The sequence below is a fragment of the Rhizobium sp. 'Codium 1' genome, assembly GCF_020889605.1.
GTDB lineage: Bacteria > Pseudomonadota > Alphaproteobacteria > Rhizobiales > Rhizobiaceae > Allorhizobium > Allorhizobium algae.
In genome coordinates, this window is sequence record NZ_JAJGPW010000002.1 from 294,277 (window position 1) to 315,696 (window position 21,420).

Consider the following 21,420-nt stretch of genomic DNA (forward strand, 5'->3'; position numbering starts at 1 on the left):
GACAGACTGACTGACCATTGGGCCGGGAGAAAAGTGTGGCGCCTGTAATACTCGTGACTTTCGCAGGCCGTGAAGCCCGCATGGAGATCCTGACGCGCTATGTGCGCGCGGCAATGGCCGACGGCCTGATTGACGAATGGCATGTGTGGGATTTCACCCGCTCGGACTCCGACCATCAATGGGTGACCCGTGAGTTTGGCCCGGCCCGCTACATGGGCCATGCGGTCGGCTATCAGCCCTGCGGGACGATATCACGTCGCGCGCCGCTCAGGCTGGAGGCGCTAATCAGCAATGATCTACACCTGGCCATCCTGCCGAAAGACGATCAGGAGACGCTCTACGAAGTGGTCGTCGGCGGGTGGAACAACCAGCAGTCCGTGATCCGCAAGGTCTCCCGTGAACGACTGAACGATACCGACAGAAGCGATGCTACATTGACCTGGGCAAGGCTGACCCCGAGCGTTCTGTCGCCGGGTCGGGCGAACGACATCATCCTGTCGGTCGACGGAGCGGGCACGCCGGAATTGACGGTGAACGGCGTCGTGCTCGGCCGCTGGCCGGAGATTTCCCTGTCTGCCGGCGCCGACGTCATGATCCGCGGCGGCTGGGGTGCTGCTCTGGAACTCTGCCACGTCAACGAGCCCGTGCGCCGCTATGTCGGCAATCCGGGTGAACAGTTGCCGTATTTCCAGGCCTATCAATATTACGCCGAGCGGCTCGCCGATTTCGCCGACGCGCTCTTCCTCAAATGCGACGATGATATCGTCTACATGGACCTGGACGGGCTGGCCGGCTTCATCGATCATCGCCGCAAGAACCCGCGCTACTTCGTGACTTCGGCCAATGTCGTGAACAACGGCGTGTGCGCCTATTTTCAGCAGGTCTCCGGTGCCCTGCCGGCTTCGCTCGGCCATTTCGAGCGCCCCCCCGGCGGCTTCGGCGGCACACTCTGGACCGACCCCGACAAGGCGAACAACCTGCACGACTTCTTCCTGGCGACGCCGAAGAAGGAGTTCCCCCTGCCCTCGAAGGTCGTCGACTGGCAGGAGCGCCAGTCGATCAACTTCATCGCCTGGCTGGGCCGCGACCTGCAGCACATGGCCTTGGCAAGGGGCGACGACGAGAAGATGCTGACGGTTGACCTGCCGGCTTTCCTCGAACGTCCGACCGCGATTTATTCCGACTTCACCGTGAGCCATCTGAGCTTCGGGCCGCAGGAAGAGGGCGTCGACGTCAACCGTCTGATCGCCGCCTATGATAAGCTGATGCGGGAAAAGCTCGCGCTCTGACGGCAAAGCACATCGACCGGCGGGCAGGCCCGCCGGACCAGACAGGAACGGATGAGGCACGGCAGGCCGGAATGGCTGGAACCCCGCCCACCCCACAAGCTTGAGGAACATCCAGGTGACGGCACAGGGTCAGAAAATCGGTATCGTCGGCGCAGGCCTGTCCGGCGCCGTGATTGCGCGCGAACTGGCTGAGGCCGGCTTCGACGTCGAGGTCTTCGACACGCGCCCGCATATCGGCGGCAATTGCCACACGGAACGCGATGCCGACACCGGCGTCATGGTCCACATCTACGGACCGCACATTTTCCACACCGATGACGCGGAAGTCTGGGATTACGTCAACGGCTACCAGACTTTTCTGCCCTACAAGAACCGGGTGAAGACCACGAGCCAGGGCCAGGTCTATTCGCTGCCGGTCAACCTGCACACGATCAACCAGTTCTTCGGCAAGACCTTCCGCCCGGAAGAGGCCCGTGCCTTCATCGAGGAACAGGCCGACAAGACGATAACCGATCCGCAAACCTTCGAGGAACAGGCACTGCGCTTCGTCGGCCGCGACCTCTACGAGGCCTTCTTCAAGGGCTATACCGAAAAGCAATGGGGCTGCTCACCGACCGACCTGCCGGCCTCGATCCTGAAGCGTCTTCCCGTGCGCTTCAACTATGACGACAACTATTTCTTCCACAAATTCCAGGGCATGCCGGAAAACGGCTATACCGACATGATCGCAAAAATCTTCGACCATCCGAAGATCAAGGTGACACTCGGCCAGCATTTCGATCCGCGCGCGCGCCATGACTATGCGCACCTCTTCTATTCCGGCCCGCTCGACGGCTATTTCGGCTATGAATTCGGCCGCCTCGGCTATCGCACGCTCGATTTCGAGCGTTTCACCTATCAGGGCGATTATCAGGGCTGTGCGGTAATGAACTACGGCGATGCGTCCGTACCTTATACCCGCATTACCGAGCACAAGCACTTCTCGCCGTGGGAAAGCCATGAGGGCTCGGTCTGCTACCGCGAATTCTCCCGCGAATGCGGGGAGGAGGACATCCCCTATTATCCGATCCGCCTGGTCGACGAGAAGGCGCAGCTGGCCGATTACGTCACCCGTGCCAAGGAAGAAAAGGCGGTCACCTTTGTCGGCCGGCTTGCAACCTACCGCTATCTGGACATGGACGTGACGATCCGCGAAGCACTGGATACGGCGCGCCTGTTCCTCGCCAAGGCAAAGGATGCGGCAGCCATGCCCGCCTTCGTCCATTCTCCGCTCTAAGCAGGAAAACGCGCATGACTGCGACACCCATCCTTGTTGTCGGCGGCGCCGGCTATATCGGCTCCCACACCTGCCTCGCGCTCTCCGAGCGGGGCTACCTGCCTGTTGTCTACGACAACTTCACCTCGGGCCATCCGGAATTCGTCAAATGGGGCCCGGCCGAACAGGGCGACATCAGAGACAAGGCCCGGCTCAGGGAAGTGCTCGCCAAATACCAGCCAAAGGCCGCCATGCATTTCGCCGGCCTGATCGAGGTCGGCCAATCCTTCAAGGAGCCGGAGCATTTCTACGACGTCAATGTTTCAGGCACGCTGAGCCTGTTGCAGGCCCTGAGCGACGCCGACATCCGGAACTTCGTCTTCTCCTCGACCTGCGCCACCTATGGCGCACCGGAATATCTGCCGCTTGACGAGAAGCACGGCCAGAAGCCGATCAACCCTTACGGCCGCACCAAGCACATCGTCGAGCAGGCGCTGGGCGACCTCAACCTCTGCGGCCGCATGAAGTCCGTGATGCTGCGCTACTTCAATGCTGCCGGCGCCGATTTCGAAGGCCGCATCGGCGAGTGGCACTCGCCCGAGACCCATGCCATTCCGCTCGCCATCGATACAGCCCTTGGAAGACGCGAATTCTTCTCGATCTTCGGCGAGGACTATGACACCCGCGACGGGACCTGCATCCGAGACTACATCCACGTCAACGATCTCGCCGACGCCCATGTGCGCGCCGTCGAGTATCTGCTGAACGGTGGCGAGACGATCGCCATCAATCTCGGCACCGGCAACGGCACCACCGTCAAGGAACTGATTGCGGCGATCGAAACCGTCTCCGGCCGCCCCATGCCGATCAAGCGCACCGAGCGCCGCGCGGGCGACCCGCCAGGCCTCGTCGCCAGCAATACGCTCGCCCGCGAAGTCCTCGGCTGGGACCCGAAGCATGGCATTGACGACATCATCCGCTCGGCCTGGAAATGGCATTCAACCTTCAATGGCCATTCCGACTGACGTCGTCCGCCCACGGATCGGACCTCCCCTAAAAAGGCGTCTGAACGGCCTGTACGGCAGGCTGAAACACCTTGACGCGCCGTGATCCATCCGCTTTTCGTCGTGCAGTTTTTGCCGGAGCCCAAACCATGCGCGACAAGCTGAAGAAGGTCCTCTCCTCGAACGCGTGGGAGCGGGTAATCATCACGGTCATCCTGATCAATTCCGTGACGCTCGGTCTCGAGACATCCCCCGCCGTCATGCAGGTCATGGGACCGCTACTGCTCGCAGTCGACCGTATCATTCTGACGATCTTCGTCGCGGAGATCGCCGCGCGTCTCTACACCTTCCGCTTCGCCTTCTTCCGCGACCCGTGGAGCATTTTCGACTTCGCCATCGTCGCAATCGCACTCATTCCGGCGAGCGGACCGTTCCAGGTGCTGCGCGCGCTGCGCGTCCTGCGTGTCCTGCGACTGATCTCCATCGTGCCGTCGCTGCGGCGGGTGATCGGCGGCCTGATCGCCGCCCTTCCCGGCATGGGCTCGATCATCATTCTGTTGTTCATGCTGTTCTACGTCTCGGCCGTCATGGCGACCAAGCTCTATGGCGCAACGTTCCCCGATTGGTTCGGCAGTCTCGGCGCGTCGACCTATTCGCTCTTCCAGATCATGACGCTGGAAAGCTGGTCCATGGGCATCGTTCGGCCGGTGATGGAGGTGCACCCCTACGCCTGGCTGTTCTTCGTGCCCTTCATCCTGCTCAGCACCTATTCGGTCCTGAACCTCTTTATCGGTGTCATTGTTTCGGCGATGCAGGAGCAGAGCATGGCCGATACCGACGCGGACCTGAAAACGCTACACATCGACAACGCCGATCTGCTGCGCGAGATGCAGGCCCTTCGTTCCGAAATCGCGGCACTCCGGACCGAGAGGCCCGCAAACGGCGCCTGAGCGCCGCCGTACCGGCCTTTTCAATGCTCTAGCTGCGCAGACCCGGCGCCTCGTGGCCTGTGCGCTCGACATATTCCGTATAGCCGCCGCCATACTGGAACACCCCTTCCGGGGTGATCTCCAGAACGCGGTTCGACAGCGCCCCGAGAAAATGCCGGTCGTGGCTGACGAAGAGCATGGTGCCCTCGTATTGCGACAGGGCCTTGATCAGCATTTCCTTGGTATCAAGGTCAAGGTGGTTGGTCGGTTCGTCGAGGACGAGCAGGTTCGGCGGATCGAACAGCATGATCGCCATGACGAGGCGCGCTTTCTCGCCGCCGGACAGAACCCGGATCCGCTTGTCGATGTCGTCGCCGGAAAATCCGAAACAGCCGGCGAGTGCCCGGAGCGGCGCCTGGCCGGCCCGCGGGAATGTCGTCTCCAGCATTTCGAAGATCGTCATCTCGCCATCGAGAACGTCCATCGCATGCTGGGCGAAATAGCCCATCTTCACGCTGGCGCCGATCGCAACAGTGCCCTGGTCCGGCTTCGAATCGCCAGCGACGAGCTTCAGGAGCGTCGACTTGCCGGCACCGTTGATGCCCATGATGCACCAGCGCTCCCTCCGGCGGACCATGAAGTCGAAGCCGTCATAGATGACCTTGTCGCCGTAACGTTTGGAAACGTTCTTCACCGCGACCACATCTTCACCCGAGCGCGGCGCAGGCTGGAATTCGAAGGCAACCACCTGGCGGCGCTTCGGTGGTTCGACACGGTCGATCTTTTCCAGCTTCTTCACCCGGCTTTGCACCTGGGACGCATGGCTGGCGCGGGCCTTGAAACGTTCGATGAACTTGATTTCCTTGGCCAGCATCGCCTGCTGGCGTTCGAACTGCGCTTGCTGCTGCTTCTCGTTCTGCGCCCGCTGGCCCTCGTAGAACGCGTAATCGCCGGAATAGCTGTTGAGCTGGCCGGCATCGATCTCGATGATCTTGTTGACGATGCGGTTCATGAACTCGCGGTCATGCGAGGTCATCAGAAGTGCGCCCTCATAACCTTTGAGGAACTGCTCGAGCCAGATCAGGCTTTCGAGATCGAGATGGTTCGACGGTTCGTCGAGCAGCATCACATCGGGACGCATCAGGAGAATGCGGGCCAGCGCCACGCGCATCTTCCAGCCGCCCGACAAGGCGCCCACATCACCATCCATCATGCTTTCAGAAAAGGAGAGACCGGCCAGCACTTCGCGCGCCCGTCCGTCCAGCGCATAACCATCGAGCTCCTCGTAGCGCGCCTGCACCTCGCCGTAACGCTCGATGATCTGATCCATCTCGTCCATGCGATCGGGATCGACCATGGCGGCCTCGAGTTCGCGCAGTTCGGCCGCGACTTCGCTGACCGGCCCTGCCCCATCCATCACCTCGGCCACGGCCGAGCGACCGGCCATGTCGCCGACATCCTGGCTGAAATAGCCGATCGACACGCCCTTATCGACGGAGACCTGGCCTTCGTCGGGCAGTTCATGGCCGATGATCATGCGGAACAGCGAGGTCTTGCCCGCCCCGTTCGGCCCGACAAGACCGATCTTCTCGCCGCGGTTGAGCGCGGCGGACGCCTCGATGAACAGGATGCGATGGCTGAGCTGCTTGGAGATATTTTCGATACGGATCATGGACAAGGACGCCTGAAGGGAAATCGGCGCCCTTATGGCATGTCATGACCCGTCTGTCCCCTGCTTTTGTTGCAGGGCAGCAGACCGGCTATCCGATCAGACCCCCACCGACACAAGCGGCACCCGATCTCCCGCCGACTGCTCCCGCCGCCGCCTCAGCGCCCGGCAAAGCGTCGCACGGCTGATCCCTTGCCGACGTGCGGCATCGGCCAATGACAGCCCCTCGCGCGCCATCCCGTCGAGCGCCATCTCGACATCCCCGGGCCGGAGCTTCACGGGTCTGCCGATACTTTGCCCTCGCAATTTTGCAGCCGCCATGCCGGCCCGGGTGCGCTCCGAAATCAGGCCACGCTCGAACTCGGCCAACGCCCCCATGATGTGGAAGATCAACAGACCACCGGCCGAGCCGGTATCAATCGCTTCGGTCACAGAATACAGCGCGACCCCGCGGCTTCCGAAGTCGTTGACCACGTCGATCAGATGCGAAAGTGAGCGGCCGAGGCGATCAAGGCGCCAGATCACCAGCGTATCCCCAGGCTGCAGGGCCTCCAGGGCTTCGGCCAGTCCCGGTCGAAGCCGCTGCGCGCCGGAGTGACCCAGATCGCTGAAGATCTGCTCACAGCCACAGGCGACCAAAGCTTTAAGTTGCATATCTACGTTTTGGTCCAGCGTCGACACACGCGCATAGCCTATCCGCATGACCTCTCCGATTTTCAGGAAAAACATAAGGTTGTGGCGAAATCTCCACGCGGGAGATCGGGCAGAACCGTATCATAATGGTTCCCTTTTAAGCACAGCGCCAGGATTAGGTCAACACCAAATACTCGCATAGGATGTATATACTTTTCCCCGTGAAAGCCGTGCTTCGGACGGTCGATCGAGCGGATTCACGCCACATCCAGCCACCAACTACAGGCCACTGAACGGGAATTCCGGGTTGCGCAAATGGGAACGGTTTCGAGACGCCGGAAAGCGTCCATCAGGACCATGGATCAATCCGACACCAAGGAGGACTTCCGCATGCCCAACTACTCACTCACCCTCAACATCGACCCGACGGACCTCAACGTGATCAAGGCTGCCGGCCAGCGCATCACGCTTGCCAAGCCGGTCGGCTCCGGCGACCCGAACGTTGTCTGGCTGTCGATCGATCCCTTCCAGTCGACCACGGTCGAGTGGACGGAAGACTACTGGATCTACTCGTCTACCACCGCCATCTCGCAGGGTGCCGCGATCACCAAACTTTCGGAGGTAACGCCGGGCCCGGCAATCGATGCAGGCTACTATCCGTTCACGCCTGCGGCGACCTTCGGCGTCTTCCAGAACGATCCGAGCGTCAATTCCGGGACCTTCGCCGCCGTCAACAACATGCCCTACACACAGTATCCGACGCTGACATTCGGCCTTTCCCAATCGGCGATGGTCAACAAGACGCTGGCCGAGCGCAAGCCGATCTCGGCGCAGCTGGTGCCGTCGCAGAACCAGATCCAGATGACGCCCTTCACCACGGTCTATGTGTGGCTCCAGAGCCAGTTCGCCAGTGAGACAATCATCACCAAGATCACCAGCAATACGGCTGTCACCAAGTTCGGCGGCGGCGTCAGCGACATCACGCTGAAATACGAGCCCACGCGCGGCGTTTTCATGCCGGGCACGGGTGCAGCGAAAATGCTGGAAATGGGGCTGATCGAGCTGCGCACCCCTCTTCTGCTCTGATCCCCACAGAGATGCGGCTCGACGGTGAGCCGCATCTCTCCATCGTCATCTCCAAACAGCAACAGCGGCGCGCGACCGCAGGTGGCGCGATTTGCCGACCTGAAAAAGGAAATCAGCCATGCCCAAGATCGCCAATGCGACCTGCATCGCCCTGCTGAGCCTTGCCTCGGCAACGGGGGCAAGGGCCGCCCCGACAATCGAAAACCTGAAGAACCCGAACATCGGCAAAATGTCTGCAGAGGAAATGACAGATGCAGAGCCCATGCCGCTGCCGGCGATCACGCAGGAAGAGCACAACGAGATGAAACGCCGTTTTCGCGAGCTGAACCCGGCCATTCCCGATCAACGTCCGTTACCAGGCGATCGCGGCGCAATCGCCACGCCCGGCATTCTGGAAAAGATCGCGGCTCCGGACGTATCCGCCCCGTATTGGAGTGCCGGCCGCCTGAGTTTCCGGGATGACACCGGCAAGGCCAGATGGTGTTCGGCGCAGTATGTCGATGATCTGAAGGTCATTCTCACGGCTGCCCATTGCGTCATCAATCACGCAAGCGGTGTCTGGCATTCCGATTTCAGCTTTGCCCGCGCGAGTGCCGATGGCGTCTCGCCGCAAACGATCGACTGGCGCTGCATCTCGATCTTCGACGCCTATTACAGGCCCAGCGTAAACTACGCTTACGACTACGCCTTTATCCTGGCGAGAAGCGACGACGAGCGCCCGCCGCTGGAGCTTGCAAGCGGGATACCGGCCTCGACCGACCTGACGGCGATCGGCTATCCGTCCACGCCGGATGGAGGTCGCTATCTCTACAAGGTCGCCGGCTCCTGGCTCGGGGTCGCCGGCGGCATTGTCACCATGGCGGACAATCCGCTGACGGCAGGAAGCAGCGGCGGGGCATGGTTTGCCGATTTCGAGGCGGGCGGCAGCGGCGGCAAGAACCGGGTCGTCAGCCTGAACTCGCATCGGCTGGCCAACGATACGCAGACCCTTGGACCGCTCTTCACGAATGACACGCTTGCGCTGAAGAACCATGTCCGGGACGCGCGCTGCCTCGACTGACGCCTCCCGCCCGGCAACCGACAGGGCCGGCCTGGATCGCAACGAAGATATACGGGAATACCGCATATTGCCGCAGCGACTGGCCGGCCGTTTTCCTCGGGCCGAGTTTCGGTTATGAACGCGTCCATGACCGAGACCACACCCCAGGCCGAGCCGGAGACAATCACCCTCTACGAAGCGATCGGCGGAGACCCGACCGTCCGGGCCCTGACGCGCCGCTTCTACGAGCTGATGGACACCCTGCCCGAAGCCGCCCATTGCCGGGCGGTTCATCCGGCGGACCTGACCGGCAGCGAAGAGAAATTCTACGAATATCTGACCGGCTATCTCGGCGGTCCGCCGGTCTACATGCAGAAGCGTGGCCATCCCATGCTCAGGCGCCGCCATTTTGCCGCCGAAATCGGTCCGCTGGAGCGGGACGAGTGGCTGCTCTGCTTCCGCCGTGCCCTTGAGGAAACGGTCGCACATCCCAAGCTGCGCGAAGTCATCTGGCCGCCGATCGAGAAGCTGGCCTTTCACATGCAAAACAGGGAATGAGGTCGATGGCAATCACGCGGGATAATCGTTGGGCCGCGATAGCGGCTGGACTGATCGGCGCTGTCGGCGTGGGTCTTGCGGCGGCTGCGAGCCATGCGGGCGGCGACGCCCTGCTTCGCCCGGCCTCGACGATCTGCCTTGCCCATGCGCCGGCATTGATCGCACTTTCGCTGGCCGGCGATCGGATCCGGTTCTCCGGCCTGGCAGCACTCGCCATGCTGGTCGGAACGCTGCTGTTTTCGGGAGATCTCGTCTCCCGTCACGTCCTCGGCACGGGACTATTCCCCATGGCCGCACCCACTGGCGGCATGACGCTGATTGCTTCCTGGCTCCTTCTGGCGGTCGGCGCCGCCATGCGACCGCGCCCCTGACCCTGTGACCCTGGGGCGCCAGTCCAGTTGACGGCTCTCGTCCGGCGGACAGCCTCAATGGGCGACGGCGGTCGGCCCCATCCCGGAAAACATCAGCAGGTTTCCATGCGGGTCCCGCACGTGAAACCGGACATCGCCGCCCTGGGTATCGGTCGGGCAGATGGCCTCGATCCCCCGTTCACAGAAATCACGATAGATTTCACCGGGCGCCGTTGCCCGAAAGAATACCGAGCTGTTCTGACACTGAAGCGGATCGTCGCTCAGCCAGAAGTGAAGCTCCATCCCGCCGCGCCGAACAACGAGATAGTCGAGGCAATCGAGGCCCACCTCTTCGAAACCGAGATTCTCGACATAGAAATTGCGGGTTTCGACAAAGTTCAGCGAGGGAAGAATAGGAACTGCATTGAGGACAGTCGTCGCAATCGGTTGCTGGGCGTTCATGCGGAAAGTTCCTCTGCTTCCCGCATGATTGGCTCACGAAACGACTACGACCTGGCGTTGGCGTTCCGCTGCCATCGTGGCGCGGGAAAGTCTATGACGAGGGCGGGGGCCCGGTTTGATTTCGGGTAGTTGGTAGTGCGCTCGCCTACGTGCAAGCCCGGCAAAGTGATGATTTCGCATTTCGTCACTTCACGTTCTCGCGAGCGTTGCAGGATTGCATCGGCAAGCTCCGGAAGAACCCCTTCCCCATGCTCTCGCGCAAGCCTGGAGCCTACACCAAAACCGCCCTTGTCGAAACCGTCTCTGCTCATCCGTTCGAATTCCTTTCATTGAGGGTCTGCAGCGCGCGCTCGAGACTGGACTTCGAGCCATTCCGCAGCGGAATGAAAGTCTTGCCGAATTTCTTACAACCGCTTTTCACGCGCAGACACGCGTCGTGGCTGATACAGTCGATCGGGCAGAAGACGCAGTCGACAGAGGGCAGCACCGTGTCGATCCGCGAAACCGCTTCCCTCAAACCACCGTCATGATGAATGAGTTCCGCGCCGAAATTGCTGGCGATCTGGCGAAGATGCGCCACCTGGCAGTCGCGACCGCCGACATAAAGGAAACTGCGCACTTCAGCGGGCGTCGGGAAGCGGCCGACCTTGGCCGGGTTCTCCGCAGGCGCCTTTTTGTCCGTATGCTTCTTCTTGTGCTTGGCCATCTCGTCCCTCTCCTTGAAACCACCTGAACCGGCAACGCGCCGCTCTGCTCTCCGGCTAGCCATACAAAACATGACAAACAGAGTAAAGTATATAGTTGACGATAATACTCATGTTTTATCGCCGCCGCTGGCAGCGCTCGATAGGGCACGGGATCTTCAAAGCGGAGCAGGAGAAGAAGCCCGAGTTTTGCGGGCTTTTCCGGCCAGAACCGGAAAATTTTTACCGTTTGATAAAACTTTATTCCTGAGCTACCTTTCTCCGTATCGCTTCGAAAATAAAAGAGGGAACTGCGATGCGAAGACTGGAACCGGGCCTCAAGGCCGGGCGGCTTGATGCTGCCGATTATGCGAAGAATTTCTCCGACCTCCACCCCCGCCTCGGCGGCCATGAATCCCTTGTCGCATCTGACAGATGCTATTTCTGTCATGACGCGCCCTGCATGACGGCCTGTCCCACCGCCATCGATATCCCGATGTTCATCCGGCAGATATCGACTGGCAATCCGCTTGGTGCCGCCAAGACCATTTTCGACCAGAACATCCTCGGCGGCATGTGCGCCCGCGTCTGCCCCACCGAAACGCTGTGTGAGGAAGCTTGTGTGCGCAACACGGCTGAGGAGCGCCCGGTCGAAATCGGCCGCCTGCAACGATACGCCACCGACATCGCAATCGAGGAAGGCCGCCAGTTCTACCATGCGGGGGCATCGAGCGGCAAAACCGTCGGCGTCGTCGGCGCCGGCCCGGCCGGTCTTGCTGCCGCCCATCGCCTTGCCCTGCACGGCCACCAGGTAACGATCTACGAAGCGCGCGAGAAGGCCGGCGGCCTCAACGAATACGGCATCGCGGCCTACAAGACCCCCAATGACTTCGCCCAGAAGGAAGTCGATTACATCCTCTCGCTCGGCAATATCGACGTGCTGGACGGTCAGGAAATGGGCATCGACTTCAAGCTTGCCGATCTCCAGGCCAAGCACGACGCCGTCTTCATCGGTGCCGGCCTCGGCAACGTCAACGGCCTCAACATACCAGGAGCCCAGATCAACGGCGTCATCGATGCCGTCGAATTCATCGCCCATCTTCGCCAGGCAGACGACAAGGCAGATGTGCCCGTCGGCCGCGACGTGGTCGTCATCGGCGGCGGCATGACCGCGATCGATGCCGCCGTGCAGGCCAAGCTTCTCGGCGCCGAAAACGTGACGATCTGCTATCGCCGCGGCAAGGAACACATGAACGCCTCGGAATTCGAGCAGGATCTCGCGACCTCGAAGGGCGTCCATATCCGCCACTGGCTGCAGCCGAAGGAAGTGGCCCATCATGGCGGCCACTGTTCGGCGATCACCGTCGAATATACCCATCTCGAAAACGGCATGATGAAGGGCACCGGTCACACGACCGAGATCAAGGCCGACCAGATTCTGGTCGCGATCGGCCAGAAGCTCGATGCCCAAGGTCTGGACGGCTTGAAAATCGAAGGTGGCAAGATCGCCGTGGACGCCGAGGGACGCACCTCGCTCCCTGGTGTCTGGGCCGGCGGAGACTGCGCCTTCGGCGGTCAGGACCTGACGGTATCGGCCGTCGCCATGGGCCGCGACGCGGCCGAAAGCATCAACCGCTCTCTCGCCGTTTCAACGGCGGGCGTAACAGCTGTCGCATGACGCACCGCTTGGAGAGGATTTGAAAAATGGCTGATCTCAGGAATAACTTCGTCGGCATCAAGTCGCCCAACCCCTTCTGGCTGGCCTCTGCACCTCCGACCGACAAGGCCTACAACGTCGAGCGCGCCTTCAAGGCCGGCTGGGGCGGCGTCGTTTGGAAGACACTGGGCTCGGAAGGCCCGCCTGTCGTCAATGTCAACGGCCCGCGCTACGGCGCGATCTGGGGCGCAGACCGCAGACTTCTTGGCCTGAACAACATCGAGTTGATCACCGACCGTCCCCTGCAGATCAACCTGCAGGAGATGAAGCAGGTCAAGATGAACTGGCCGGACCGGGCACTTGTCGCCTCGATCATGGTGCCTTGCGTGGAGGAAGAGTGGAAGGCAATCCTGCCGCTGGTCGAAGAAACCGGCGCCGATGGCATCGAACTCAACTTCGGCTGTCCGCACGGCATGTCCGAGCGCGGCATGGGGGCGGCCGTCGGCCAGGTTCCGGAATACATCGAGATGGTCGTGCGCTGGTGCAAGCAGTATTCCCGCATGCCCGTTATCACCAAGCTGACGCCCAACATCGCCGACATCCGCAAACCGGCTCGCGCGGCAAATTCTGGTGGCACCGATGCCGTCTCGCTGATCAATACGATCAACTCGATCGTCTCGGTCGACCTCGACAGCTTTGCGCCCTCGCCCACCGTTGGCGGCAAGGGCACTCATGGCGGCTATTGCGGCCCGGCCGTCAAGCCGATCGCGCTCAATATGGTGGCCGAAATCGCTCGCGATCCGGAAACCTATGGCCTGCCGATCTCGGGCATCGGCGGTGTCACGACCTGGCGGGATGCAGCCGAGTTCCTCGTGCTGGGTGCCGGCAATGTCCAGGTCTGCACGGCAGCCATGACCTATGGCTTCAAAATCGTTGAGGAGATGATTTCTGGCCTCAACGACTGGATGGATGCCAAGGGTCATGCGAGCCTCGACGACATTTGCGGACGCGCCGTGCCGAACGTCACCGACTGGCAGTATCTCAACCTCAACTACATCGCCAAAGCCCATATCGATCAGGATGCCTGCATCAAATGCGGCCGCTGCCACATTGCCTGCGAGGACACCTCGCACCAGGCAATCACCAGCATGGTCGACGGCGTCAGGAAGTTCGAGGTGATGGAAGACGAGTGCGTCGGCTGCAATCTCTGCGTCAACGTCTGTCCGGTGGAGAACTGCATCACCATGGTGGCGCTGGACGCAGGCACGCTAGACCAGCGCACCGGGCGCCCGGTCGATCCTAACTACGCCAACTGGACGACCCATCCGAACAATCCGATGGCCGTTCAGGCAGCTGAGTGACAGCACACAAGACTTGGCCCGCGCGTCGGATGACGGCGGGCCAAGTCACCCCATCAATAGACTACGAAGTGGAGGAGAGATTCAGAATTTATTCAACGCTTGCTTGCATGATAAACACTGGATTTATTGAACGCCCCCAATATTAGAGGCTTGTAAATTGCAGGATGCTGGTGAGATGCCGGGAACGACCCGAGACATAGTCGATGTCTCCGCATGGCGGGCGCGCATGCAAATCATCATTCCAAGCTTCCTCGTCTGCATCCTTGTCGTCCTATCCGCCTTCTATTCGGACCTGCAGCAGCAACAACTTTCCCTTCATGAGAGCCGCCACGAGGTCCAGCAGCGCCTCGGCCTGATCCGCACCAAGATCGAAGCCAATATCAACGCCAACACCAAGCTCCTGCAGGGCCTCGTCGCGGTGATCGCAACGGAACCGCAAATCGAAAAGACACGGTTCGAGGCGCTCGCAGAAAGTATATTCCAGATTCACTCCCAGATCCGGACAGTCGTCGCGGCCCCCGATCTGATCTCGACATACGCCTATCCGCCGGAAATCAATTCTCCATTCACGGATCGGCCGATCCTGCAGGTCTGGGACCGGGACGCCCTGCTGCGCGACATGGTCGAAAAGGGAAAAGCGGTCATCACCGGCCCGACCCATCTCAACAACGGCACGCAGGGACTGGTCATCAGCATCCCCGTGCGCATCGGGAATGACAGCGGACCAATGCAGTTCTGGGGTGCCGTGCTCGGTATCCTCGACCTGCCACGCCTCTATGACGACAGCGGACTTCTCGCCAACGAATTGCCGATCGAGGTCGTGATCACGGCGGAAAACAGTGTCAGCGGCGAGTCGGCGGTGATATTCGGGGACGTCAACATCCGGAACTTCGATCCGGTTCTCATGAACATCGATCTGGCGAACCGGCGATGGACGATATCAGCCATTCCGCGCGGCGGCTGGGACGCAGCGTCCAACCGGAGCGAACTGAGCCGCATCGCGATCTTCACGGCAGCGACCCTGATCTGCGGGATCATCGTATGGGTCGCGATGCTGATGAACGAGCGGCAACGCAACTTCAGGGCACTGCACGAGCGCGAAGAAGATCTGCGCACCATGTCCCACCGGCTGGGTGTCGCGCTGGAATCGTCGAGAATCGGTGTCTGGGAATTGGACGTCGCCACCGGAGCGATGCAGTGGGACGAGCGGGTTTGCCAACTCTACGGCCTGCCTGCCGATACACCTATCACCATGGATCTGTGGCGCGGCATGGTGCCGGTGGAAGACATTCCGCAGATCGAACGCACGATGAACAGGGCCATAGTCCGGCAGGGTTCCTATACGGGCCAGTTTCGCATCCGGCGGGCGGATGATGGCAAGATACGGCACATGCGCACTGTTGGCACCACCTATCGCACCCGGGATGGCGCCGTGAAGGCGCTCGGTGTCAATTGGGACGTTACGGAAGACGTCATTCTGCAGGACAATCTGCGCGCCGCCCAGATCCAGACCGAGGAACAGAATGCCGCGCTCGAATCCGCCCGCCAGAGGATGGAGCACAACGCGCTGCACGACGCCTTGACCGGCCTGCCGAACCGCCGCTACCTCGATCAGCGACTGGCGGCCCTTGATGTCCAGGACCAGCCAGGCCCGCAGCTCACTGTTCTGCATCTGGATCTCGACCGGTTCAAGGAAATCAACGACACCATGGGCCATGGGGCCGGCGACGCGATCCTGCGCAATGTCGCGACCGCCTTGCGCACCAATGTCCGCGACCATGATTTCGTCGCCCGTATCGGCGGTGATGAATTCGTCATCGTCTGTTTCGGCGAACCCGGCCAGGATGACTTCGGATCGCTGGGCCAGAGGCTGATTACCGCCGTCAACACACCGGTCCTCTACAACGGCCATGAATGCCGCGTCGGAGCCTCCATCGGGATCGCGACCAAGACCGAAGCGCATCTGGCCGCCGAGCAGGTTCTCGTCAATGCCGATATCGCACTGTACGAAGCCAAGCGCCGGGGTCGCAATCGCGTCGAGTTTTTCAACGACCACCTGCGGGCACAAACGATCAACATCAAGCAGACCGCCGACGCCATCTTGCGCTCCCTCGGAGACAAGGATTTCGTCGCATTCTATCAGCCGCAGTTCGACGCTCGAACGCTGGAGATCAACGGTGTGGAAGCCCTTGCCCGCTGGAACCACCCCCAGCAGGGCCTGCTGCCCCCTTCCGCCTTCCTCGAAATCGCCGAGAGCCTCAATGTCGTCTCGCAGATCGACGCGAGCATTCTGGATCAGGCGCTGCTGCAGCTCACTCGCTGGCGTGCGGCCGATCTCGGCATCGAACATGTCTCGGTGAATATTTCCGCCCAGCGCCTCTTCGAGGATCGCCTCGTCAGCCATCTGGAAACGCTGTCGCTGAAGCCGGGCAGCCTGTCATTCGAATTGCTGGAATCGATCTCCTTCGACGACAAGGCGGACGCCGTGGCCGAGAGCCTCGAGCGTATCCGTGCCCACGGCATTGCCATCGAAATCGACGATTTCGGCACCGGCTATGCCTCGATCCTGTCGCTGATCAAACTCTCTCCCAGCCGCCTGAAGATCGACCGGCAGCTCGTTGCACCGATCATCGACAATCTCACGCAGCGCCGCCTGATCAGTTCGATCGTGGATATCGGACGATCCTTCGGCATCGGCATCGTGGCGGAGGGCGTCGAGACCATGGAACATGCCGCAATCCTGCGCGATCTGGGCTGTCAGACGCTGCAGGGCTTTGCCCTGGCTCGACCGATGAGCGCCGACGCCCTGATGGACTTTGCCCGCAAGCATGCCCTGGAGCGCGAAACTCTCTGGCAGCAGATGGCCTGAAGACAGCTGGCGCCCTCAGCCCGTGAGACTGCTGCCGGCCGCATAGGCCACCCAGGCGAGCCCACCGAAGTAGAGGATCGTCAGGACCACCAGAAGGTGGCCAGCCAAAACGACACCACCGTCGCGCTGCGAAATCCCCGTGGAAAGCAGCAAGATCGCGACGCCCGGCAGCGTGTTGGAAAACGGGATGAAGCTCAGCGGCATCATCAGGAGCACGGCGGCCAAGGTCAGAACCAGGCCGTTGATCCGGTTGACGAGACCACCCGTGGTCAGCCCCAGAAGACGCGGTCGCACATACCGGTCGACCTTGCGCAGAATCGTCAGCCCGCGCTCCAGCACCGGCACCAGCTTGCTGCGCTCGATTTTACGATCCGCCAGTTTCGACGGAAGCCAGGGCAAGCGATTGAAAGTCACGGCAATGCCGATCAGGACGATACCGGCACCGAAGACGGTCGACACGCCCGGAATGGAAACCGGCACAAGAAATGGCAGCGACAAGAGCCCGCAGAGAAGCAGGAGACCACTTTCCCCCATCTTCTCGAGGATCTGGCGGAGCGTTACATGCTCTTCGTCCATGGAACGGATCACGTCCTCCAGCACAGCGCTGGTGCTCTTGTCCGTGTCGGTAAAGCCGATCGTCGTTGTCATCAGGTCCGCTTTCGATTAACTGCCGTGGCAAGATCTGTGAAGGGTTATGCCGAACGGCATCGCCTCCCGCCGCAGATGAAGGAGAATACCGGTCCGGTCAAGTCACGCCCCGAGATGGCGATCGAGATTGGTCCTCACAAGGCAGATCATGACAGACCAGGTCCAGCGCAGCGCTCCCGCCCAGAACCGTCACACCATCCACGCCACCGGCCGCGAAAAGCTGAAGGCGCATGCGGCCATGATGCTCTTCGCCGCCCTGATCGCCGGCTCCTTCTCCTTCGGCGGCATGGCGGCCCAGCATCTGGAGGCAGGCCCGCTGACGCTCTGGCGCTATCTGATGACGATGGTGGTCATGGGCATCCTGACCTTCGGCATCCTGCGCGTCCCCTTCACAATCCCCCGCCGCGTCTGGCGCTACGCCCTCCTGGGCGGCCTGATCGCGGTCTATATGCTGACCATGTTCGCGGCACTGGAATTCACCAGCCCGGTGCAGACGGGCGCCGTTTTCACCCTGATGCCGCTGATCAGTGCAGGCTTCGCGCTCCTCTTCATCGGCCAGAGGACCCGTCCCGACGTGATGGTCGCCCTAGTCATTGCGGCACTCGGCGCAATCTGGGTGATCTTTCGCGCCGATATGGCCGCTATCCTGTCCTTCGATGTCGGTCGGGGAGAGCTGATCTATTTCGTCGGCGTCGTCTGTCACGGCGCCTATGTGCCTTTGATCCGGCGATTTGGCCTCGGAGAAAATCCGGTCGCCTTCGGCTTCTGGGTTGTGGTCTTCACGATCCCCTGGCTGCTCCCGACCGGTGGGGTTCCGCTCGCCACCACCGACTTTGGCGCCCTGCCGATGACCGTCTGGGCAACGATCGCCTATCTCTCGATCGTGACGACTGCGATCACCTTCATGCTGTTGCAATACGCCTCCATGCGCCTGCCAGCCCCCAAGGTCCTCGGCTATGGCTACCTGACGCCGACCTTCATCATTCTGCTGGAAGGCCTGCTCGGCCACGGCTGGGCAAGCCCCGCCGTCTTTCTCGGCGCCCTGGTGACGGCGGCGGGCCTGCTGGTGATGGGTCTGCTCAGGGACTGACGGCTGGCTTGAGAATGAGGCCGCTGACAAAAAGGCCTTCCAGGAAGTTTGCCGCCTCGGCGAAGCGATCTGCGCCGTCACGTTCCCCCAGAACCGCCTTCACCTGCACGTCGAAATCCGCATAGTGTTGGGTCGTCGACCAGATCGAGAAGATCATGTGATGCGGGTCGCAGTCGCGTATCTTTCCGTTCGCGATCCAGGCCCGGATGACCTCGGCCTTCTCGTCCACCAGTTCCTTGAGAGGCCCCGCCAGCAGCGCAGCGATATGCGGGGCGCCCTGCAGGATCTCGTTGGCGAAGAGGCGACTTTCGCGCGGGAATTCTCGGGCCATTTCCAGCTTGCGCCGGATGTAGGAGCGAATCTCCTCCTCCGGATCGCCCTCGGCATCGAAGGCCTGCAGCGGCTCCAGCCAGTTCTCCAGCACCCGGTCGATCAGCGCCCGGTGCATCGCTTCCTTGGTGCGGAAATAGTAGAGGAGATTGGGTTTCGACATGCCGGCGACCTCGGCGATCTGGTCAATCGTCGAGCCGTGGAATCCCCGATGCGAGAATACCTCCAGCGCGGCTTCGAGGATGAGCTCTTCCTTCTCCTCCTGTATCCGCGTCCGCCTCTGGGTCTGCGCCGCTCTCGGTATGGCCATCTTCGAGTTGTTTCCAGCTAAACAATTGAACTCACACAAGAATACACGAGCCCAAATTCTGGGCATCTGCTCGATATTTTGTCGCAGATTTTTACCGATTTCGTCTTGAGTGCCGTGACGGAAGTTGTAATGTTTTACCAGTCGGTCAAATTATTGGACAGATGTCAATTAAAGGCAACTGCCGATACGACAGCGGAAAAGACAAACATAAGCCGCTGTCGCTGACCCCGGGAACAAGGGGAACGGGCGGAAGATCCGGGTCCCCGAAAAACAGGTGAGGATCTGCAATGACGGCGCAACCCGGCACAAACCTTCGCGTGAACGGCGATCGGCTCTGGGACATGCTCATGGAGATGGCGAAGATCGGTCCCGGCGTGGCCGGCGGCAACAATCGCCAGACCCTGACGGACGAAGACGCAGAGGGCCGTCGCCTGTTCCAGCGCTGGTGCGAGGATGCCGGGCTCACCATGGGCGTCGACACCATGGGCAACATGTTCATGACCCGCCCGGGCACGGATCCGGACGCTCTTCCCGTCCATGTCGGCAGCCATCTCGACACTCAGCCGACCGGCGGCAAGTATGACGGCGTACTCGGCGTGCTCGCCGGCCTCGAAGTCATCAGGTCGATGAACGACCTCAACATCAAGACCAAGCACCCGATCGTCGTCACCAACTGGACCAATGAGGAAGGCGCCCGCTTCGCCCCGGCCATGCTGGCGTCCGGCGTCTTCGCCGGCGTACTGACGCAGGATTATGCCTATGCCCGCAAGGACATGGACGGCAAAACCTTCGGCGACGAATTGAAGCGCATCGGCTGGCTGGGTGACGAAACGGTCGGCGCACGCAAGATGCACGCCTATTTCGAATACCACATCGAACAGGGACCGATCCTCGAAGCCGAGGAGAAGCAGATCGGCGTCGTCACCCACTGTCAGGGCCTCTGGTGGCTGGAATTCACGCTCACCGGCCGCGAAGCCCATACGGGCTCCACCCCGATGAACCTGCGCGTCAATGCAGGCCTCGCCATGGCCCGGATCATGGAAATGGTCCAGGAGGTCGCGATGAGCGAACAGCCCGGCGCTGTCGGCGGTGTCGGCCAGGTCAAGTTCTCGCCCAACTCCCGCAACGTCCTGCCCGGCACGGTTGTCTTCACCGTCGACATCCGCACGCCAAGCCAGGAGAAACTCGACCGCATGCGCGCGACGATCGAGGCGAAGGGTGCCGAGATCTGTGCCGAGCTCGGCGTTGGCTGTTCGGTCGAGGCGGTGGGCCATTTCGACCCCGTCACCTTCGACGAGAAACTCGTCGCCTCCGTGCGCAAGGCGGCGGAAGACCTCGGTTATTCCCACATGAACCTGATCTCCGGCGCTGGCCACGACGCCTGCTGGGCAGCCAAGGTCGCGCCCTCAACCATGATCATGTGCCCCTGCGTCGGCGGATTGAGCCACAACGAGGCAGAGGAGATCTCCAAGGAATGGGCAACGGCTGGAGCCGACGTGCTGCTGCGAGCGGTGCTGGAGACGGCGGAGATTGTCGGGTGATGATATCGACGCTATGTTGGGGGCTTGATGGTCCGATGGAGCACGCAACATGTCCTCGTCCACAGACAATCTTTTCCTCGAACATCTGCGCGCGATCCGCGGCAAGATGGATCGCCTCTCGGACGACATGTCAGAGGTCAAGGCCCGCCTTGGCGTTCTCGAATACCAAATCGGCGGCCTCACTGCACAGAATGCCGGTTTTTCCAATCGACTCGACCGACTGGACGACCGCCTCTCGCGCATTGAGAAACGTCTGGATCTTGTCGACGTGTAGCGTCCACACTCACAGCGCATTCCAAAAACTTCAGGAGGTCGCTCATGAAGTTGGATGAATTCGTCAAACAATTCCTGTTGGACATCACAAAGGCCGTTGCGGACGCTCAGGAAACCTCACTGCTTTATGTCGCTCCGGGCTACGTCAACAAAATTTGTCAAGACGGCGCCCAGAACGTGAAATTTGAGGTGGCGGTCACCGTCAACGCAGAGGGCGGCGGCGGGATATCCGTTCTTTCTTTTGGAGATCTGAAAGGATCGATTGCCCGAGAGACCGTGAGCCGTGGCAGCTTCGAGGTACCCGTCCATTTCACAGCGCCCACTATCCACAACAAGCGCCATCACAAGAATGAGGGGCCTCTGGACCCTTTGAAAGAATAGGGA

Annotated in this window: 21 protein-coding genes; 15 read left to right on the forward strand and 6 right to left on the reverse strand. The window is 61.1% G+C overall.

Annotated elements, in window-relative coordinates; all coding sequences use genetic code 11:
* Positions 1-35 precede the first annotated feature (35 nt).
* From LJE98_RS06585 to LJE98_RS06600, 4 genes are all read left to right on the forward strand, one after another.
* Positions 36-1,289 (forward strand): hypothetical protein, encoded by a 1,254-nt coding sequence (locus LJE98_RS06585; RefSeq protein WP_229574354.1) that lies wholly within the window; start codon positions 36-38, stop codon positions 1,287-1,289.
* Positions 1,290-1,404: 115 nt separating this feature from the next.
* Positions 1,405-2,565, forward strand: a complete 1,161-nt coding sequence (gene glf, locus LJE98_RS06590) for a UDP-galactopyranose mutase (protein WP_229574356.1) — start codon at positions 1,405-1,407, stop codon at positions 2,563-2,565.
* Between the two features lie 14 nt (positions 2,566-2,579).
* A complete protein-coding gene (galE, locus tag LJE98_RS06595; RefSeq protein WP_229574358.1) occupies positions 2,580-3,569 on the forward strand; it encodes a UDP-glucose 4-epimerase GalE in 990 nt (329 codons plus the stop codon).
* Between the two features lie 128 nt (positions 3,570-3,697).
* Positions 3,698-4,498 (forward strand): ion transporter, encoded by an 801-nt coding sequence (locus LJE98_RS06600; RefSeq protein WP_229574360.1) that lies wholly within the window; start codon positions 3,698-3,700, stop codon positions 4,496-4,498.
* Positions 4,499-4,526: 28 nt separating this feature from the next.
* Here LJE98_RS06600 and LJE98_RS06605 read toward each other — a convergent pair whose 3' ends face one another.
* Positions 4,527-6,149: an ABC-F family ATP-binding cassette domain-containing protein gene (locus LJE98_RS06605; RefSeq protein WP_229574362.1), complete on the reverse strand. Its 1,623-nt coding sequence runs from the start codon at positions 6,147-6,149 to the stop codon at positions 4,527-4,529.
* A 96-nt stretch (positions 6,150-6,245) separates the two neighbouring features.
* Entirely contained in the window at positions 6,246-6,875 is a 630-nt protein-coding gene (locus LJE98_RS06610; protein WP_229574364.1) for a recombinase family protein, read from the reverse strand.
* Between the two features lie 294 nt (positions 6,876-7,169).
* Between LJE98_RS06610 and LJE98_RS06615 the strand changes: the two genes are divergently transcribed.
* From LJE98_RS06615 to LJE98_RS06630, 4 genes are all read left to right on the forward strand, one after another.
* Positions 7,170-7,865 (forward strand): hypothetical protein, encoded by a 696-nt coding sequence (locus LJE98_RS06615; RefSeq protein ID WP_229574366.1) that lies wholly within the window; start codon positions 7,170-7,172, stop codon positions 7,863-7,865.
* Positions 7,866-7,983: 118 nt separating this feature from the next.
* On the forward strand, positions 7,984-8,925 hold the full coding sequence (locus tag LJE98_RS06620) for a trypsin-like serine peptidase (RefSeq protein ID WP_229574367.1): 942 nt from the start codon (positions 7,984-7,986) through the stop codon (positions 8,923-8,925).
* 126 nt (positions 8,926-9,051) lie between these two features.
* A complete protein-coding gene (locus LJE98_RS06625; RefSeq protein ID WP_229574371.1) occupies positions 9,052-9,462 on the forward strand; it encodes a globin in 411 nt (136 codons plus the stop codon).
* Positions 9,463-9,467: 5 nt separating this feature from the next.
* The gene (locus tag LJE98_RS06630; RefSeq protein WP_229574373.1) at positions 9,468-9,833 is read left to right on the forward strand and encodes a DUF423 domain-containing protein; all 366 of its coding nucleotides are present in this window, start codon (positions 9,468-9,470) and stop codon (positions 9,831-9,833) included.
* 54 nt (positions 9,834-9,887) lie between these two features.
* On the opposite strand, the gene LJE98_RS06635 is transcribed toward LJE98_RS06630, so the two are convergent.
* The gene (locus LJE98_RS06635) at positions 9,888-10,274 is read right to left on the reverse strand and encodes a glyoxalase (protein ID WP_229574375.1); all 387 of its coding nucleotides are present in this window, start codon (positions 10,272-10,274) and stop codon (positions 9,888-9,890) included.
* Positions 10,275-10,581: 307 nt separating this feature from the next.
* A complete protein-coding gene (locus LJE98_RS06640; RefSeq protein WP_229574377.1) occupies positions 10,582-10,980 on the reverse strand; it encodes a DUF2325 domain-containing protein in 399 nt (132 codons plus the stop codon).
* A gap of 293 nt (positions 10,981-11,273) precedes the next feature.
* Between LJE98_RS06640 and LJE98_RS06645 the strand changes: the two genes are divergently transcribed.
* The 3 genes from LJE98_RS06645 to LJE98_RS06655 all read left to right on the forward strand — a co-directional run bounded on the left by LJE98_RS06645 (position 11,274) and on the right by LJE98_RS06655 (position 16,844).
* The gene (locus tag LJE98_RS06645) at positions 11,274-12,635 is read left to right on the forward strand and encodes an NAD(P)-dependent oxidoreductase (protein WP_229574379.1); all 1,362 of its coding nucleotides are present in this window, start codon (positions 11,274-11,276) and stop codon (positions 12,633-12,635) included.
* A gap of 26 nt (positions 12,636-12,661) precedes the next feature.
* Complete coding sequence (gene preA, locus LJE98_RS06650; protein ID WP_229574380.1) at positions 12,662-13,975, forward strand: NAD-dependent dihydropyrimidine dehydrogenase subunit PreA; 1,314 nt, start codon at positions 12,662-12,664, stop codon at positions 13,973-13,975.
* 226 nt (positions 13,976-14,201) lie between these two features.
* Positions 14,202-16,844, forward strand: a complete 2,643-nt coding sequence (locus LJE98_RS06655; protein ID WP_229574381.1) for an EAL domain-containing protein — start codon at positions 14,202-14,204, stop codon at positions 16,842-16,844.
* 15 nt (positions 16,845-16,859) lie between these two features.
* On the opposite strand, the gene LJE98_RS06660 is transcribed toward LJE98_RS06655, so the two are convergent.
* Positions 16,860-17,492 carry an exopolysaccharide biosynthesis protein gene (locus tag LJE98_RS06660; RefSeq protein ID WP_229574382.1) on the reverse strand — a complete coding sequence of 211 codons (633 nt, stop codon included), beginning with the start codon at positions 17,490-17,492 and terminating at the stop codon, positions 16,860-16,862.
* 148 nt (positions 17,493-17,640) lie between these two features.
* Between LJE98_RS06660 and LJE98_RS06665 the strand changes: the two genes are divergently transcribed.
* Positions 17,641-18,582 (forward strand): DMT family transporter, encoded by a 942-nt coding sequence (locus LJE98_RS06665; RefSeq protein ID WP_229574383.1) that lies wholly within the window; start codon positions 17,641-17,643, stop codon positions 18,580-18,582.
* Here LJE98_RS06665 and LJE98_RS06670 read toward each other — a convergent pair.
* Positions 18,572-19,222, reverse strand: coding sequence for a TetR family transcriptional regulator C-terminal domain-containing protein (locus LJE98_RS06670; RefSeq protein ID WP_229574384.1), 651 nt, complete (start codon positions 19,220-19,222; stop codon positions 18,572-18,574). The genes LJE98_RS06665 and LJE98_RS06670 overlap by 11 nt on opposite strands.
* A 287-nt stretch (positions 19,223-19,509) precedes the next feature.
* Between LJE98_RS06670 and LJE98_RS06675 the strand changes: the two genes are divergently transcribed.
* Genes LJE98_RS06675 through LJE98_RS06685 form a run of 3 tightly spaced genes read left to right on the forward strand, consistent with a single transcriptional unit; the run spans position 19,510 to position 21,417 of the window.
* Positions 19,510-20,763, forward strand: coding sequence for a Zn-dependent hydrolase (locus LJE98_RS06675; protein WP_229574385.1), 1,254 nt, complete (start codon positions 19,510-19,512; stop codon positions 20,761-20,763).
* 49 nt (positions 20,764-20,812) lie between these two features.
* Positions 20,813-21,037, forward strand: a complete 225-nt coding sequence (locus LJE98_RS06680; RefSeq protein WP_229574386.1) for a hypothetical protein — start codon at positions 20,813-20,815, stop codon at positions 21,035-21,037.
* 44 nt (positions 21,038-21,081) lie between these two features.
* On the forward strand, positions 21,082-21,417 hold the full coding sequence (locus tag LJE98_RS06685) for a hypothetical protein (RefSeq protein ID WP_229574387.1): 336 nt from the start codon (positions 21,082-21,084) through the stop codon (positions 21,415-21,417).
* Positions 21,418-21,420: the final 3 nt, after the last annotated feature.

Excerpts from the sequence above, each read along its gene's own strand:
- galE (WP_229574358.1), top strand. The coding sequence starts at position 2,580 with ATGACTGCGACACCCATCCTTGTTGTCGGCGGCGCCGGCTATATCGGC.
- LJE98_RS06600 (WP_229574360.1), top strand. The coding sequence starts at position 3,698 with ATGCGCGACAAGCTGAAGAAGGTCCTCTCCTCGAACGCGTGGGAGCGG.
- LJE98_RS06605 (WP_229574362.1), bottom strand. The coding sequence starts at position 6,149 with ATGATCCGTATCGAAAATATCTCCAAGCAGCTCAGCCATCGCATCCTG.
- LJE98_RS06610 (WP_229574364.1), bottom strand. The coding sequence starts at position 6,875 with ATGTTTTTCCTGAAAATCGGAGAGGTCATGCGGATAGGCTATGCGCGT.
- LJE98_RS06615 (WP_229574366.1), top strand. The coding sequence starts at position 7,170 with ATGCCCAACTACTCACTCACCCTCAACATCGACCCGACGGACCTCAAC.
- LJE98_RS06620 (WP_229574367.1), top strand. The coding sequence starts at position 7,984 with ATGCCCAAGATCGCCAATGCGACCTGCATCGCCCTGCTGAGCCTTGCC.
- LJE98_RS06625 (WP_229574371.1), top strand. The coding sequence starts at position 9,052 with ATGACCGAGACCACACCCCAGGCCGAGCCGGAGACAATCACCCTCTAC.
- LJE98_RS06630 (WP_229574373.1), top strand. The coding sequence starts at position 9,468 with ATGGCAATCACGCGGGATAATCGTTGGGCCGCGATAGCGGCTGGACTG.
- LJE98_RS06635 (WP_229574375.1), bottom strand. The coding sequence starts at position 10,274 with ATGAACGCCCAGCAACCGATTGCGACGACTGTCCTCAATGCAGTTCCT.
- LJE98_RS06640 (WP_229574377.1), bottom strand. The coding sequence starts at position 10,980 with ATGGCCAAGCACAAGAAGAAGCATACGGACAAAAAGGCGCCTGCGGAG.
- LJE98_RS06645 (WP_229574379.1), top strand. The coding sequence starts at position 11,274 with ATGCGAAGACTGGAACCGGGCCTCAAGGCCGGGCGGCTTGATGCTGCC.
- preA (WP_229574380.1), top strand. The coding sequence starts at position 12,662 with ATGGCTGATCTCAGGAATAACTTCGTCGGCATCAAGTCGCCCAACCCC.
- LJE98_RS06655 (WP_229574381.1), top strand. The coding sequence starts at position 14,202 with ATGCAAATCATCATTCCAAGCTTCCTCGTCTGCATCCTTGTCGTCCTA.
- LJE98_RS06660 (WP_229574382.1), bottom strand. The coding sequence starts at position 17,492 with ATGACAACGACGATCGGCTTTACCGACACGGACAAGAGCACCAGCGCT.
- LJE98_RS06665 (WP_229574383.1), top strand. The coding sequence starts at position 17,641 with ATGACAGACCAGGTCCAGCGCAGCGCTCCCGCCCAGAACCGTCACACC.
- LJE98_RS06670 (WP_229574384.1), bottom strand. The coding sequence starts at position 19,222 with ATGGCCATACCGAGAGCGGCGCAGACCCAGAGGCGGACGCGGATACAG.
- LJE98_RS06675 (WP_229574385.1), top strand. The coding sequence starts at position 19,510 with ATGACGGCGCAACCCGGCACAAACCTTCGCGTGAACGGCGATCGGCTC.
- LJE98_RS06680 (WP_229574386.1), top strand. The coding sequence starts at position 20,813 with ATGTCCTCGTCCACAGACAATCTTTTCCTCGAACATCTGCGCGCGATC.
- LJE98_RS06685 (WP_229574387.1), top strand. The coding sequence starts at position 21,082 with ATGAAGTTGGATGAATTCGTCAAACAATTCCTGTTGGACATCACAAAG.